General features: G+C 59.9%; 16 protein-coding genes and 1 pseudogene. 11 read left to right on the top strand and 6 right to left on the bottom strand.

Annotation, left to right across the window (positions count from 1 at the left end; genetic code table 11):
- The first annotated feature begins 199 nt into the window (after window positions 1-199).
- From FHT71_RS18590 to FHT71_RS18570, 6 genes and pseudogenes are all read left to right on the top strand, one after another.
- Complete coding sequence (locus FHT71_RS18590) at window positions 200-1,885, top strand: arylsulfatase (RefSeq protein WP_132592064.1); 1,686 nt, start codon at window positions 200-202, stop codon at window positions 1,883-1,885.
- Window positions 1,886-2,074: 189 nt separating this feature from the next.
- Window positions 2,075-2,347, top strand: a complete 273-nt coding sequence (locus FHT71_RS18585; protein ID WP_132592066.1) for an antibiotic biosynthesis monooxygenase — start codon at window positions 2,075-2,077, stop codon at window positions 2,345-2,347.
- 62 nt (window positions 2,348-2,409) lie between these two features.
- Complete coding sequence (locus FHT71_RS18580) at window positions 2,410-2,625, top strand: dodecin (RefSeq protein WP_132592068.1); 216 nt, start codon at window positions 2,410-2,412, stop codon at window positions 2,623-2,625.
- 264 nt (window positions 2,626-2,889) lie between these two features.
- Window positions 2,890-3,256, top strand: a pseudogene (locus FHT71_RS31770) (VOC family protein).
- A gap of 276 nt (window positions 3,257-3,532) precedes the next feature.
- Window positions 3,533-4,120: a DUF1214 domain-containing protein gene (locus FHT71_RS18575; protein WP_132592070.1), complete on the top strand. Its 588-nt coding sequence runs from the start codon at window positions 3,533-3,535 to the stop codon at window positions 4,118-4,120.
- The gene (locus FHT71_RS18570; RefSeq protein WP_007801174.1) at window positions 4,113-4,667 is read left to right on the top strand and encodes a hypothetical protein; all 555 of its coding nucleotides are present in this window, start codon (window positions 4,113-4,115) and stop codon (window positions 4,665-4,667) included. The genes FHT71_RS18575 and FHT71_RS18570 overlap by 8 nt, the downstream gene beginning before the upstream one ends.
- Window positions 4,668-4,677: 10 nt before the next feature.
- Here FHT71_RS18570 and FHT71_RS18565 read toward each other — a convergent pair whose 3' ends face one another.
- Entirely contained in the window at window positions 4,678-4,845 is a 168-nt protein-coding gene (locus tag FHT71_RS18565; RefSeq protein WP_183721338.1) for a hypothetical protein, read from the bottom strand.
- A gap of 521 nt (window positions 4,846-5,366) precedes the next feature.
- Between FHT71_RS18565 and FHT71_RS18560 the strand changes: the two genes are divergently transcribed.
- Together FHT71_RS18560 and FHT71_RS18555 are read left to right on the top strand one after the other, a co-directional pair.
- Window positions 5,367-5,573: a hypothetical protein gene (locus FHT71_RS18560; RefSeq protein WP_132592072.1), complete on the top strand. Its 207-nt coding sequence runs from the start codon at window positions 5,367-5,369 to the stop codon at window positions 5,571-5,573.
- Window positions 5,574-5,754: 181 nt separating this feature from the next.
- Window positions 5,755-6,771, top strand: a complete 1,017-nt coding sequence (locus tag FHT71_RS18555; protein WP_183721336.1) for a DUF2336 domain-containing protein — start codon at window positions 5,755-5,757, stop codon at window positions 6,769-6,771.
- 6 nt (window positions 6,772-6,777) lie between these two features.
- Here FHT71_RS18555 and FHT71_RS18550 read toward each other — a convergent pair whose 3' ends face one another.
- Window positions 6,778-7,134, bottom strand: coding sequence for a DUF1491 family protein (locus FHT71_RS18550; RefSeq protein ID WP_007801167.1), 357 nt, complete (start codon window positions 7,132-7,134; stop codon window positions 6,778-6,780).
- A gap of 272 nt (window positions 7,135-7,406) precedes the next feature.
- On the opposite strand from FHT71_RS18550, the gene FHT71_RS32175 reads away from it, so the two are divergent.
- Window positions 7,407-7,535, top strand: a complete 129-nt coding sequence (locus FHT71_RS32175) for a hypothetical protein (RefSeq protein WP_281412168.1) — start codon at window positions 7,407-7,409, stop codon at window positions 7,533-7,535.
- A 135-nt stretch (window positions 7,536-7,670) separates the two neighbouring features.
- Here FHT71_RS32175 and FHT71_RS18545 read toward each other — a convergent pair whose 3' ends face one another.
- Together FHT71_RS18545 and FHT71_RS18540 are read right to left on the bottom strand one after the other, a co-directional pair.
- Entirely contained in the window at window positions 7,671-8,603 is a 933-nt protein-coding gene (locus tag FHT71_RS18545; protein WP_132592078.1) for a peptidoglycan-binding domain-containing protein, read from the bottom strand.
- Window positions 8,575-10,107 (bottom strand): HAMP domain-containing sensor histidine kinase, encoded by a 1,533-nt coding sequence (locus FHT71_RS18540; protein WP_183721333.1) that lies wholly within the window; start codon window positions 10,105-10,107, stop codon window positions 8,575-8,577. The genes FHT71_RS18545 and FHT71_RS18540 overlap by 29 nt, the downstream gene beginning before the upstream one ends.
- A 462-nt stretch (window positions 10,108-10,569) precedes the next feature.
- Between FHT71_RS18540 and FHT71_RS18535 the strand changes: the two genes are divergently transcribed.
- Window positions 10,570-11,058 (top strand): DUF5330 domain-containing protein, encoded by a 489-nt coding sequence (locus FHT71_RS18535; protein ID WP_132592082.1) that lies wholly within the window; start codon window positions 10,570-10,572, stop codon window positions 11,056-11,058.
- A gap of 203 nt (window positions 11,059-11,261) precedes the next feature.
- The gene (locus FHT71_RS18530) at window positions 11,262-11,684 is read left to right on the top strand and encodes a SufE family protein (RefSeq protein ID WP_132592084.1); all 423 of its coding nucleotides are present in this window, start codon (window positions 11,262-11,264) and stop codon (window positions 11,682-11,684) included.
- 16 nt (window positions 11,685-11,700) lie between these two features.
- Here the strand turns inward: FHT71_RS18530 and FHT71_RS18525 are convergent, their stop codons facing one another.
- Both FHT71_RS18525 and FHT71_RS18520 read right to left on the bottom strand, forming a co-directional pair.
- Entirely contained in the window at window positions 11,701-12,297 is a 597-nt protein-coding gene (locus FHT71_RS18525; RefSeq protein WP_183721330.1) for a DUF6456 domain-containing protein, read from the bottom strand.
- Between the two features lie 308 nt (window positions 12,298-12,605).
- Complete coding sequence (locus tag FHT71_RS18520) at window positions 12,606-13,037, bottom strand: MucR family transcriptional regulator (protein WP_007801148.1); 432 nt, start codon at window positions 13,035-13,037, stop codon at window positions 12,606-12,608.
- Window positions 13,038-13,089 lie beyond the last annotated feature (52 nt).

The following is a 13,089-nucleotide window of genomic DNA, read 5'->3' as shown; positions in this document are numbered from 1 at the left end:
GACGCTTCGATGGCGGGTACGCCTCTCGTCACCCTATGGCGAGTAATCAAAGCTACATTCACATAACTCAGCATATCCCGCTGTGGCGGCGCCGTGCCGCGCAGTTTCGCAAACTCAGATCGTCGCAGACATGAGGTGGGTACCCTTATGCTGTGAGAAGACAATCGCGATTAGTTCGAGTGAACGGAGGGTATCAATCATGAGTAGTACGAGAAGCCTTTGCTTTGGTCTGCTGGCTTCCGCCTGCGCGACCACACTGGGTGCACCGGCCGTCGCGCAGCAGCCTCAGTCAAAACCCAACATCCTTGTCATCATGGGTGACGATGTTGGTTGGTTCAACATCGGTGCCTATCACCGGGGCATCATGTCCGGGAAGACGCCGAACCTCGACAGGCTGGCGTCCGAGGGCATGATGTTCACCGACTACTATGCGGAGGCGAGTTGCACAGCAGGCCGGGCGAGCTTCATCACCGGAGAGATTCCGTTGCGCACCGGTCTGACGACCGTCGGTCAGGCGGGCGCCGATGTCGGCATGCCTGATAAGGCGGCAACCCTGGCCGCCGTGTTGAAGGCAGAGGGATACGCCACTGGCCAGTTCGGCAAGAACCATCTTGGCGATTTGAACAAGTATCTGCCGACCCTGCATGGCTTCGATGAATTCTTTGGCTACCTCTATCACCTCGATGCGATGTCAGACCCCTATTGGTATTCGTTCCCGAATGACCAATCGTACCGAGATAAGTTTGGTCCGCGCAATTTGGTCCACAGCTTTGCAACGGACACGGACGACACAAGCGAGCAGCCCCGTTGGGGCAAGGTCGGCAAGCAGCGGATCGTGGACGAGGGGCCGCTCGCACCGTATCCCGACATGTCCAACGTACCGAACATGCACGACGTCACACCCAAGGCCAAGTACGACATGGGCACGTTCGACGAAGTGCTGGTCAAGGCCTCGTGCGACTTCATGGACAAAGCCAAGACCGACGGGAAACCGTTTTTCGTCTGGCACAATACGACGCGCATGCACGTCTGGACTTTTCTGTCGCCCAAATACCAAGCCCTCATGAACAGCGACACCAACTATGGCCTTGAGGAAGCGGGCGTGGCGCAGCTTGATGACAGCGTTGGTGCTCTCATGAAATGCGTCGAAGATGCAGGCGAAACCGACAACACCATCGTCATTTTCACGACCGACAATGGGGCGGAAGTGTTTACGTGGCCCGACGGTGGCATGACGCCATTCAAGGGCACCAAGGGCACAGTGATGGAGGGAGGCTTCCGCGCACCGGCCATCATCCGCTGGTCGGGCAAGGTCAAGCCGGGAACGGTCGAGAACGGCATTTTCTCGGCTCTTGATTGGTTCCCGACGCTTGCGGCGGCGGCTGGCAATCCAGACATCACCGACCAGTTGCTCAAGGGCGCAAAGGTCGGCGACAAGACCTACAAGAACCATCTTGATGGCTACAATCAGTTGGACTTGCTGCTGGGCAAATCACCATCCGCACGGCATGAATTTTTCTACTTCGGCGGCCCTTCTTTGGGGGCAGTCCGCATCGATAACTTCAAGTTCCAGTTCTTCCAACAGCCGCAGGGCTGGCCCGGCGGAAAGGTAACGACGGACATGCCCACGATGGTCAATATCCGTCAGGATCCATTCGAGCGGACGCCATCGATTGGCCAGGAAAGCCTCAATGATCTCGGTGGAGGCTACATGAACGACTTCTTTGCGCGCGAGTTCTGGCGGTTCGTCAGCGTTCAGCAGGAGGTCGGGAAGCTGGCCCTCACGGCGATTGACTATCCGCCGATGCAGGATCCGGCCTCCTTCAACCTGGACGCCGTGAAGAGGCAGATCGAGGCAGCGATCAAAAACAAGCCGGGCAATTAGTCGAGCCCGCTCAAGACGACGGGTAGCCCGAATCGGGCTACCGTCTGTGTTGGAGAAGCTTAAAACGATGGACGCGTTCGCTTCTGTCACGAGCGGAAGACCGGGGCTGTGCTAATCCACCCGCGCAGGACCGGCCGGCGCCCGTATTCCGGCGAAGGTGCTTCACAGCGGTCAGCGCCATGACAGGCGATGAGCCAGGCAGCAGCCACGCGCAATGAGCTGGGCTGCGTATTCTTCGAGTATCATCGGTATAAGGATGACGAGGACGTGGTAGTTCTGATCGAAGGCTTTCGCGATGCCGAGACACACGCATCCCATCGACGCACGCCGCACATGATCACTATGCAGGCCGACGTTCGGCGGCTCCCCGCAAAGCTGAGTATTATCGAGACTCGCTCGAATGAAGTCGTACGTTATGATCTAGACTTCGTTGCAAATCCGCCGGGACCTTATCGTCCTTAGTCACGAGGGTGGCGAGAAATACCAGGAAGCAAACCATAGCCTGCACCGAATAGGAGGATAGGATGAGCGATCACGTTTATAAAAAGGTGGAACTCATTGGGAGTTCGAAGGTGTCGGTCACCGAGGCGATCGAGACCGCCATCGCGCGAGCCTCGAAGACGATGCGAAATCTCGAATGGTTCGAAGTCGATCAAATCCGAGGTCATATCAAGAATGGCGCAGTAGCGCACTATCAGGTCGTGATGAAGGTCGGATTTCGAATCGACGACTCGCCATGAAAAGCTGGAGACGGTCAGTTCCAACTCTTTCGGTGAGCCACCGACATACAAACCGGTAGAAGATCGATACACGCCCAAGTTTGGGGCTGGCATGCGCGCGACGATCCTGGCGATCTTCGCGCTGCCGGTTGCCAGAAGCTCTGGCTGGACTCTGAAATGACTGGTTCAGGTGGTCTAATCTTGAAGTGGAGGTGATCTGTTTGCCATGCAGCGCAACGTTGATATCACGTACAATTACGAAAAACTGATGGACGTTGAATGACGATGTTCAACCGATTGATCATTTACGCAAGCAACGTGGAGGTAACGGCTCGATTCTACGAAAGATTTTTTGGCTTTAAGGCAAACAGGGAGCCCGGTGATCGCATTGTGGAGCTAGTTTCGCCCAATGGAGGCGGAATAATCATGCTCCATCCTGCTGCAAGGGGTCGGCGACGCGGCCAATCTATTGTTAAGTTGGTTTTCGACATTGGGGACCTAGAAGCGTTCTGCCTGCAATGCGCACGAGACGGCCTAACCTTTGGCCCGATCCACATCGCTGAGGGTTTATAAGTTTGCCAATGCTAAGGACCCTTGCGAAAACTCGATCTCGATATCCAGCCGAGCTTTCAGGGATAAGGGAACGAGCTAGACTACCTCGCAAAGCAAAAATGACCGCTTTGAGCCGCCGAAAACGGCCGGAATGTCCGCAAGCGGTTATGTTCTTATCTCGGAGCTAAGTCATGGTCGTAACTTGGCCCCACGGCGGATGAATTCAGACACTCGGAAGGCGCTTGTCGCAGAAATCTGCGGAGAGATTCTGTTGCCCGTTCCGGCCGGTATATGCTACCCGTAATCGCCTGCACCATTCCGCCCAACTAGAATCAGTGGTAACCCTTTCAACTGATTTGTTTCTCAAGGGCGCATAGTGTTTCGGTTTCCTCTCTTCATCGCGATGACTCTGATTATCGCCTTTGGCGGCGGGATCATGATTTCGCTCTACGCGCTCAATGCGACGGCCGGCTTCGGCGCGATCAAGCTCGGCGCCTGGGAAGCCTTCCCCGAACTGCAAACGGAAAGTGCCGACCCTTATGCGAAATCGCACAGGGCGCGGGCCGGACGCCTGCTCTACGGAAACGCCGAAGGCCTGATGTTCACCGCCAAGGTCGATGATGCGGGCGACCGGCTGAATGCCACCTGCAACTATCGCATCACGGGACAGACGCCGCCTGCCCGCATCTGGACGCTGTTTACCGCGGACAACAGCGGCAACCCGGCCTCGCTGCGGCCGGGGCTTCCCGGCGCGATGAATTCCTGGACGGTACTGCGGCGGGTCGACAGCAGCTTCTCGATCGACATTTCCGCGCAGGCGCGGCCGGGAAACTGGCTGGCGCTGCCGGCGGCCGGCACCTTCCAGCTCGTCCTGACCCTGTTCGATACCCCGACGGCAGGCAGCTCCGGCGTTATCGACCTTGCGATGCCGAAGCTGCAGAAAACCGGATGCGGGAATGCTTAGGATCCTCTTTGCCATCCTTGCGGGACTTTTCGGGGCGGCGCTGCTGCATCTCGTGATCATCCTGTCGTTGCCGCACTTTACCGGCAGGGATGCCGCGACGCGTGTCGCGTCCGAGGGCGATCTTGACAAGTTCTACCTGCTTGGGGCCACCGATGACGCGGCAGGGCTTTCCAACGACGATCCTTTTGTTCGCACCGCGGTCTGCGCGTTCGACATCGAGGAAAATCCGGTCCGCCTGACTGCAAAGGGCAATGTGCCGTTCTGGTCGACCGCGCTCTACGACGAGGCCTCGAACGAAGTCTTCAGCATGAATGACAGGACGTCGGTCGGCGGTGCGCTGGATATTCTGATTGGAACGCCGATCCAGCTGACGGAACTTCGCAAGGCGTTGCCGCCGGATCTGCAGAAGACCATTCTCGTGGAAAGCACGCGGTCGCAGGGCTATGCGGTGCTGAGGACATTGGCGCCCCAGGCGAGCTTTGACGCGGCCGCACGAAACTTCCTCGCGGAGGCCGGCTGCGACGAGTATGCCGGCTCCTCGAATTGAACCACTCTATCTATTTCTTGGCTCGCGAAACGCGATGTCCGGTGGAACGCTTCGCGCTTTCCGTCAGGCGCTCGTAACGCACGCCGGTGAAAAGCAGGATCTGCGCTTCGACTGGTTTTTTGCCTTTGCGGCGTCGCGTCTGAGACAGACGGTCCGCCAATGCGACGACTATTGCCATTCTCGTCTCCATGCACGGCCCGAGACGGATGAACTGCGCAATCTCACCCTGCCCGCCTGTGCGAGCCAGCGCGTCCTTTAGAGCCTGATACCGGGCTCCGAGGCATCCGCGCCTTTCTCACGGCACCTGTTCGAAATACCGTGATGTGAAACCGGACGACCGAAGCACTCGACCGCCGTGTTCATATCCGAATTGAGACATATGACGGTTAACAGATCGTTAATTTCATGCGTGAACATTAGCTTCTTCTACGACACCCTATAAACGCGCGGCATCGTCTTTTGGTTTCAAACGTCTCACAAGAAGATTCAGTCCACAACGTCGCAATGATATTAGCATTAATTCATATACTTAATGGAGGTTGTGTCGGCGAGGCCAATCATACCCCGATGCGATCGATTCCTGTCACAAAAATATCAATTGCGGTCTTTAGTAATACCGGTATGGTTGTATAATTGGCTAGGGTTAGAGGTCGGCCGGCTGACGCCGTTCCGTTCACCGCGGATAAGGGAGGGGCTGAAATGTCTTTGTTTATCGGTTCGACATTCTCCCCCGAGGACCTTGATGTGCTTCGCCATGCGCTCGATGCTTGGTGTGCGGAAAAGCGGATCGACATCAAGAGCCCCAAGGCGCAACTGGCAGCTTCCGCGGCCCTCGACCTCTACCAATGTGGAAACAATAACGCCGAAAGGCTTTTGGCGGCATTGCGCGAACACAAGGGGCTTTAGTCTCGGACGCAATTCCGCGGTCGTCGGGCGGTGGGTCCTTTCGGCACAAACCGAATAAAGTCTTTAGCAAGCATTAACCCTGCCCATGTAGGATTTGTTCATAACCTAAGTGGGGTAAGGGGCGTCCCTCCGCGTCCAGTCCCGCGGCATCCCTTTTTTTGCGTTTCCAGGGTGTGTTCTTGTGCGTGACCGGTTCCGAGACCTAGAGGCCCCATCCGCCAGCCGGAAGAAGGACGTGGTTCTCATGGCGACTGTCAGCAGCTTCGAGGGATTGCAACCGCCGACCCGCTCCGAGCTGCGCCAATTCGCCGAACTCTTCACGCCGCTGTTCCAGGCATCCTCCGATGAAGCGCGGCGGCAGGCTGTCGCTGCCCTTTCCCAATGCGCACAGATTCCGGCGGCGGTGGCGCTCTTCGTCGGATGCCAGCCGATCGACATTGCGGCACCCTTCCTCACCTCTTCGCCGGCGATCGACGATGAAACCCTGGTCACGATCGCGCGCACACAGGGTAGCGCGCACATGAAGGCGATCGTCAGCCGGAATGCCCTCTCGCCGCGGGTCATCGACGCTCTGGTCGGGCTGCGCCAGGCCGAGCAGCGGCTGGCGGCGCCGGTCGACGTCGAGGCGCCCAATACGGTGTCGCCAGAACCACCGGCTTCCACTTCCCTCGAGGAGGTCGAAGCTGCCGCACGCCGCACCAACGAAGAGGAAATGCGCAACAGGATCCGGGAACTGGCGCGGCATGTCAGCTGTCCGGAAGCCGATCGCCTTGGGCTGCGCAACCTGTCGCCGATCCAGGCCGCCCTTCTCGTTCGCTTCGCCCGCAACCGCGAGGCCGCACTCTTTGCGAAGGCACTTGCCGACGGGCTTTCCGCAAGCCGCTGGCTTGCCGAGCGGATCATGCTCGATATCTCCGGGCAGCAGCTGGCAACCACTCTGATCAGTGTAGGCATGGATTTCCTCGACGCCGTCTTCGTGCTCGAAAAGCTCTATCCTCACCTCGCGGAACCGCAGCACGGCGTTACGCGCGCATGGATGGTCCTGGACGGGCTCGATCCGGAAGAGTGCAATGCCCGCGTCGAAGCCTGGCGCCGCGCGGACAATTACACCTATCTGCCCGAGGAAACCGAGACAGTTCACTCTGCCCACGAGGTGCCGCCCGCGCGAGACCGGCGCATCATCGGCCGCACGCGCTGATCCTGCCTACAGCGGGTTTTCGCGCTCATTGGCAAGCGGAACGATACCGCCGAGATCATCGGCTTCCAGCTCGACAATCCAGAGGTCAGGGTCAAACTTCCGTTCACGCTCAAGCAGTTCCCTGACCTTGACAGGCTCTTCCCGCGTCAGACGCCGCTCGAACAGGCGCTCGCCGCTCGTCTCCCCGTCGAACAGGCTTTGCGGCGCAGGGCCGTAGAGCGTCTCCAGACCATCGCGGAAATGCTGGCGGATGAAAACGGCGCCCGCCTCGTCGGCGCCTTTCGCCTCAACGGCGGCAAAGTCACCCTTGGCGAAAACCCGACGCAGCAGGGCGGAAACGAAGATGTCGGTGCGTAATCTCATCGGCGAGCTATAGCAGACAAACCGGCGGCGGCAATATTGCGGCTGCCCGGTGAATCGACGGGAAGACCCGCCCCATCGCCATTCTTGGGAGAAGGACTGCCAAATTCCCTGGGTCGCGACCTTCCGACAACTCGAACCTCAACAATCTGTCGCCCCGTCTCAAATTGATCTTCGGCTTCTCCGGGGAGCACGCAATCGCGTGGAGAACAGTACGCCTTGAGCCGGCTATCCCCACCGCGATGCGCGCGAAAAATCGTCACCTTGATACCGGGATGCCTTTTGTCGACCAGGTCGCACTCGCGATCCGTTTGGCAGGTGACTTCGGCGGAGAACGGTTCGGCACCGTCGAGGACCACAGCGTAACGCACTTTGATCTCAACAACTCTCATATCTTCCGTTGAAACGGAGTCCTGTGAACAAAGGCGACGACAAGCGCTTGAAGATAAACAGCAATATGCACCTGAACCGCTCCGGGCGACTGACGTTGTTCACCGCCCGATATTCGCGTTATAATCGTGTCGCCATTGCGGCAACCTTCAGAGCGCGCCGATTTCCTTGAGCTTCTTCAGAACGGCCTCGCTGGGCTCGCCGTTCTCGGGAAGGTTGTAGTGCTTCTGGAAATGACGGATGGCGGTGCGGGTCTGTTCGCCCGGCACGCCGTCGACCCCGACGTTGGCGTAGGCCATGTTGCTGAGACCCTTCTGGATCTTCAGGACGAGATCAACGGTCGACAACTCCGCGGACGGTGCGGCTTTCTTTACCGGTGTCGGCGCGGTCTTGACGGTCTTTTCGGCGCTGCGGATGGCGGCCGCGACCGGATCCTCGGCGGATGCCTTCGAGGTCACATCCTCGGGCGGTTTTTCCAGCGGTACGGCCGAGGGGCCGATTGAGTCCGTCCTGAGCGCTGCCAGCACATCGGGCGTCGCCTCGCCCGTCTGCGGCATGCCCACCGTCTCTTCGAAGAAGAGGATCGCCGCACTGGTGCGCGGACCGATCACTCCATCCGGCGTGCCGTTATAGAGGCCGCGCCGCACCAGCTCGGTCTGGATGTCCATGACAATCTGGCTCGGTCGCTGACCACCGGGTGCGGCCGGTGGCGTCGCATTCGTTTGCGTGGCGTCGGCCTCGTCCTGCCGTTCGATTTTGAAGGTCGTGACGTTGCCGCTGTGCTCCTCGGTGGCCGGGCGGCCGCCAAGTACGTTCGGGAAAAGCGCGTCGCGCGTGCGCAAGAACGGGTGCGGATGCGCGCCCGGCTGATACCAGAGCGCGTTGGCGGCAACGAAGCTGAAGATGACAAGGAAGGCCGCGGTGCCGCCGGCGACCGACGGGTTGCGGCCGATCACGCCGCCGAGCGCGCTTGCGCCCTGCAGCCCCAATCCGCCGACGACGGTTGCGCCGGTGAGAAGCAGGCTCGGCCTCTTCTGCCGACCCCTTCTTCCCTTAGGCGATTTTCGCTTGCTCGCGGCCATCGAAAAGCCCCTCTTCCAAAACGCCGACGAACGCCGGCGCTGCCTTCAGTCGCGGCGGGAACTCGACAAGATCGTTGCGGGCAGTACCCGCAGCCGGAATGCCAGAGCCATCCGCTGCAATGGAAATCGTAATGATCGTGCCGGTGCCCGGCGTGCTGGCGATTGCGAAGTCGCCGCCATGCAGCGCCACCAGGCCCTTCACCAAAGACAGACCAAGACCCGTGCCTTCGAATCGGCGGCTATAGTCGTTCTGGATCTGGACAAAAGGTTGGCCGAGCATTTCCAGCTTGTCGGCCGGAATGCCGATGCCGGTATCGCTGACGCACAGGTTCAGAACGCCGTCGCGCATCGAAGCATCGATCGAGATCGCGCCGCCCGCATCCGTGAACTTCACGGCATTGCCGACCAGATTGATAAGGATCTGCTGGATTGCGCGCTGATCCGCAACGACCTCGTCGAGACCGCGCTGAATGCGGCTCGTCAGCGTTACACCCTTGGTTTTCGCCTGCAGCGCCAACATCGCCTCGCAGGAGCGGACGACGGCGGCGATGTCGAAGGGTTCGAGGCAGAGCTCGTAGCGCCCGGCTTCTATCTTGCTCATGTCGAGCATGGTGTTGACGACCGAGAGCAGGTGCGCGCCGGACTCCCTGACAAGGCCGACATATTCCCGCTGACGTTCATTCTCGAACTTACCGAAATACTCACCGAGCAGGATGTCGGAGAAGCCGAGGATGGCATTGAGTGGCGTGCGCAGTTCGTGGCTGACGGCAGCGAGGAATCGCGACTTTGCGTCGTTGGCCGAGCGGGCGTCGGCGGCACGGCTCTGCGCTTCCTGCCGCAACTGCTGCTCCAGCGAGACATCGCGTAGCTGGGCGATCACATTGAAGAGGACGCCGTCGCTGTCCTGCCGCGCTGTCATGTCCATGCGCAGGTAGGCAAACTGCCTGTTGTCGCGGGAGACCGAAGGGCGTTCCAGCCGCAGGTCGACGGCGGCAGTCGCCTCACCCTGGCGAAGCTGGTCGAGTGCCTGCAGGAAGAGAATCCGGTCGGAGACGTGTATCTGATCGACAAAGCCCTTGCCGGTCGGATCACGCATCCAGGCGAGATACTCCCGCTTGTCGCGGCCGCCAACGGCGGTGACGTTGCCCAGCGGGTCGAGAAAGAAGGCGAGACCGGCAGTAGCCTCCATGAAGAAGTCTTCGGCAACAGGCGTGGCAACCGCAGCCGTTGCCGTGCTCTGGCGCGAAAGGGCAATGCTACCCACAGCAGAGAACAGGAAGGCCGCGCAAACAGTCGCGACACCCACAGGCAGCGCGATGGCGGGACTGGTGACCAAGGAGAGCCCAATGGGGGCTGCAACGAGAGCCGCCGACGACAGCAGCGCCAGCCGGCGCAGGATCATCAGTTCGCGCTGGCGCACGGCTGTACCCCCTCCAGTCCCGGAGAGCCAGCTTTCCACTGCCCGGTCCACGAAGGCTGCCGCCCGCTCTGCGATCTTACTCATTACACGCACGCAATACCTGCCCGAAAAAGGCTCTTTACCAAGGCGGACAATAGGCCTTCGGCGCTTAAGGAAAGGATAAGGGACAAGCCGCCTCCACACCCCAAAAGAGCGAAATGTCCCGTTTTTGGGCATCTGGAAGCGGCTTTGATTTTTACGGTTAACGGGCGGTAAGCGACGGATTTCGCTTACATTTCGGGCGGCTGTTAACCTTTGTGGCAGCTTCGCCGCAAGGTTTGCCTGCAATTACAGGAGGTGGCCCGTCACATGCTTAACGACGGTCACTACAATTTGACTGAAATGTGGTGCGAATTCCGTTCATTAAAATTCGAGCTAAATTTGCCGCAAATGCCGACGAGTTTCGAAAACTGGTATTCGCAACTCTGCTCTAAGGTCGAAGCACACCGGAAGACCGGACCGATTCGGCAGCAAGACCGCACGGGAAAAACAGGATGGGCAACGACGATGTGGTTTCTGATCAAAGGATCATTCTGGTTCGGGCTTGTGCTCGTGCTCTTGTCGTTCTTCAGCGGCGAAGGCCCGACCAGTTCGCAACCGAAATTGCAGTTTTCCGACGCCTTTGTCGCGGCGACAGGCGCCTATGACTATGTGACCGGCATGTGCGGCGAAAAGCCGGAGGTCTGCGTCAAGGGTGCCGAGACCATGGCGGCGCTCGGCCACCGGGCCCGCGAAGGCGCCCGTGTCGCCTACGAACTCCTGGACAGCCGCTTTGGCGACGTCAACGCCGCCAAGCCCGTTGGCGCAACGAATGCGCCGATCGCTCCTGTCGCAGCCCTTGCGCCGTCCCATACGGAAGCGCAGGTGCAGGAACGGACGGCAGCGCTGAACCAGCCGATGCCCTATCGCCCACCGGTTGACGACGGCGACGAAGCCATCGCCGACACCGTGACGACGGGCACCATTCCCCTGCCAACGCCGCGCCCCGCCACCTGAGAATTCCGCGGGATTTCCCGCAACCAAGCTTGCACCGGCGTCCGCATGACGCGGAAAGTCCCGTGCCTGACGTGCCTGCCCTGTTTATTTTCAGCTTCTGCTGCGCCGCGGGGATGCCCATCCTTCGCGGCATTTCTTTTTAATGGTTCAAATCTGGCCGCGTTTCACCTATATGAAATCATGAGAACGAAAGGCCACAATACATGACGTCCCTGACGCAGATCCTCGATGACTTTTCCTTCCTCGACGATTGGGAAGATCGCTATCGCTATGTGATCGAGCTCGGAAAGGCGCTTCCGGACCTTCCCGACGACAAGAAGACGTCGGCCAACAAAGTGATGGGCTGCGCCAGCCAGGTCTGGCTCGTGACGCATACCGAGGGGGATCCGGACAATCCCGTCATGACCTTCCAAGGCGATTCCGACGCGCATATCGTCCGCGGACTGGTGGCGATCGTGCTCGCAACCTATTCCGGCAAGACGGCATCCGAGATCGCCGTGCTCGACGCCTTCGACATATTTTCGAAGATCGGCCTCGTCGAACACCTGTCGTCGCAGCGCGCCAACGGTCTGCGCTCGATGGTCAACCGCATCCGCGAGGAAGCGCGCGTGCGCGCGGTGGCCTGAGCGGCCACCCTGCCCATCACGAATACAGTTCGGGCCGATAGCCCTCCGCACCCCAATGTTCGACGCGCCGCCGGCGCGCGGGCATGGGTGGATTGTAACGCCGCGATAGCGCCATCAGCGCCGTCCGCAACATCAGCTTGGCGGAACGCACCGGCCACTGGCGCTCACGCTCCACGGTCTCCAGCCCCTTCATGAAGCAGCAGACATCAAGCGCCACGCCGGCAAGCTCCGGGCCCATTACGTCCAGCGCGCGATTGACCGCGACCCGCGCAGCGATGGCGCTGTCGGTGAGATCAGGCATGCCACCGCGCGCTCCTCTAGCACGGCTTGCATGACGCGGCTCCCAAGAGGCGGTGATCCGCAGCTGTAGCTGGCCGCGCGTGAAATCGGCAAACAGCCTTTCCCCAGCGGCAAGCGCATCCTCCGGGAGAAACGGCCCGCCACTCTCCTTCAGTCGCGCAAGGCTTGAAAGTGGCGATTCCTCCCGGTTGATCCGCAGCGACTGCCGTCCGCCGTCCAGCCCAGCCACGACATGGCCGATTGCGCCGTGCTGTTCGATGAAGGCTTCCTCCCGGAGTGACGCGGCGCGCCTGAGATAGGAGCGCGCGGGCAAACCCGCCCGCCCGGAGGACCAGCCCGGCAGAGGCAGCCTCGACCAGCAGAGTTTCAGAAAAGATGTGAGGCGAGCCATCGCCGAGGTGCAGCGACCGGGCCGAACCCTCGGCTGCCTGTTCCCGCGCCTCGCCGCGCCAGGAACCTCAGAAGTTTCACCATGGCCTTGTTCACATCACTCATTCCCGAGCACTCCGTTCGATCGAAACACAGAATTGACCGTCCGCTCGACGCCACATGCGTTCACCCCCCAAAAACACAAAAGCCGGGCTTCCGCCCGGCTCTACAGGATTAAATCCTTGGCAACAATCAGACGCGTCCGCGCTTGCGACGCTGGCCAAGCCCCATTTCTTTTGCGAGGCGCGAACGCGCTTCAGCATAGGCCGGCGCTACCATCGGGTAGTCGACAGGGAGTTCCCATTTCTCGCGGTATTCTTCGGGCGAAAGGCTGTGATGGGTCATCAAATGACGCTTCAGCGACTTGAAGTTGCCACCGCATTCCAGGCAGGTAATCTGCTCATCCTGGACGGATTTGCGCACCGACACAGCCGGCTTCTGCTTCTCGACGACCGCTGTTGCAGTCTGCGGCGTCGACGTGTTGCTGAGTGCCGAATGCACGTCCGAGATCAGGTTGGCGAGATCACCAACTGGCACAACGTGGTTGCTGACATAGGCGGCGACAATATCTGCGGTAAGCTCCACCAGCAATTCCGGCCCGCTACCGGCTGCAGTATCCGTCATATTACGTTTCTCCTGTTTCAATGCTCCAAAGGTCTCGACCCCTTAAGACAAG

It is taken from the genome of Rhizobium sp. BK060 (assembly GCF_014193145.1).
In the GTDB taxonomy this organism is placed as follows: Bacteria; Pseudomonadota; Alphaproteobacteria; order Rhizobiales; family Rhizobiaceae; genus Rhizobium.
The sequence above is the reverse complement of the archived record's forward strand: the minus strand, read 5'-3'. Positions and strand labels throughout refer to the sequence as shown.

Coding starts and splice junctions, on each gene's coding strand:
- FHT71_RS32175 (WP_281412168.1), top strand. CDS start 7,407: ATGCCTTTTGTCGACCAGGTCGCACTCGCGATCCGTTTGGCAGGTGAC.
- FHT71_RS18520 (WP_007801148.1), bottom strand. CDS start 13,037: ATGACGGATACTGCAGCCGGTAGCGGGCCGGAATTGCTGGTGGAGCTT.
- FHT71_RS18590 (WP_132592064.1), top strand. CDS start 200: ATGAGTAGTACGAGAAGCCTTTGCTTTGGTCTGCTGGCTTCCGCCTGC.
- FHT71_RS18585 (WP_132592066.1), top strand. CDS start 2,075: ATGAGCCAGGCAGCAGCCACGCGCAATGAGCTGGGCTGCGTATTCTTC.
- FHT71_RS18550 (WP_007801167.1), bottom strand. CDS start 7,134: ATGAGATTACGCACCGACATCTTCGTTTCCGCCCTGCTGCGTCGGGTT.
- FHT71_RS18560 (WP_132592072.1), top strand. CDS start 5,367: ATGTCTTTGTTTATCGGTTCGACATTCTCCCCCGAGGACCTTGATGTG.
- FHT71_RS18540 (WP_183721333.1), bottom strand. CDS start 10,107: ATGAGTAAGATCGCAGAGCGGGCGGCAGCCTTCGTGGACCGGGCAGTG.
- FHT71_RS18530 (WP_132592084.1), top strand. CDS start 11,262: ATGACGTCCCTGACGCAGATCCTCGATGACTTTTCCTTCCTCGACGAT.
- FHT71_RS18565 (WP_183721338.1), bottom strand. CDS start 4,845: ATGGCAATAGTCGTCGCATTGGCGGACCGTCTGTCTCAGACGCGACGC.
- FHT71_RS18570 (WP_007801174.1), top strand. CDS start 4,113: ATGCTTAGGATCCTCTTTGCCATCCTTGCGGGACTTTTCGGGGCGGCG.
- FHT71_RS18545 (WP_132592078.1), bottom strand. CDS start 8,603: ATGGCCGCGAGCAAGCGAAAATCGCCTAAGGGAAGAAGGGGTCGGCAG.
- FHT71_RS18535 (WP_132592082.1), top strand. CDS start 10,570: ATGTGGTTTCTGATCAAAGGATCATTCTGGTTCGGGCTTGTGCTCGTG.
- FHT71_RS18580 (WP_132592068.1), top strand. CDS start 2,410: ATGAGCGATCACGTTTATAAAAAGGTGGAACTCATTGGGAGTTCGAAG.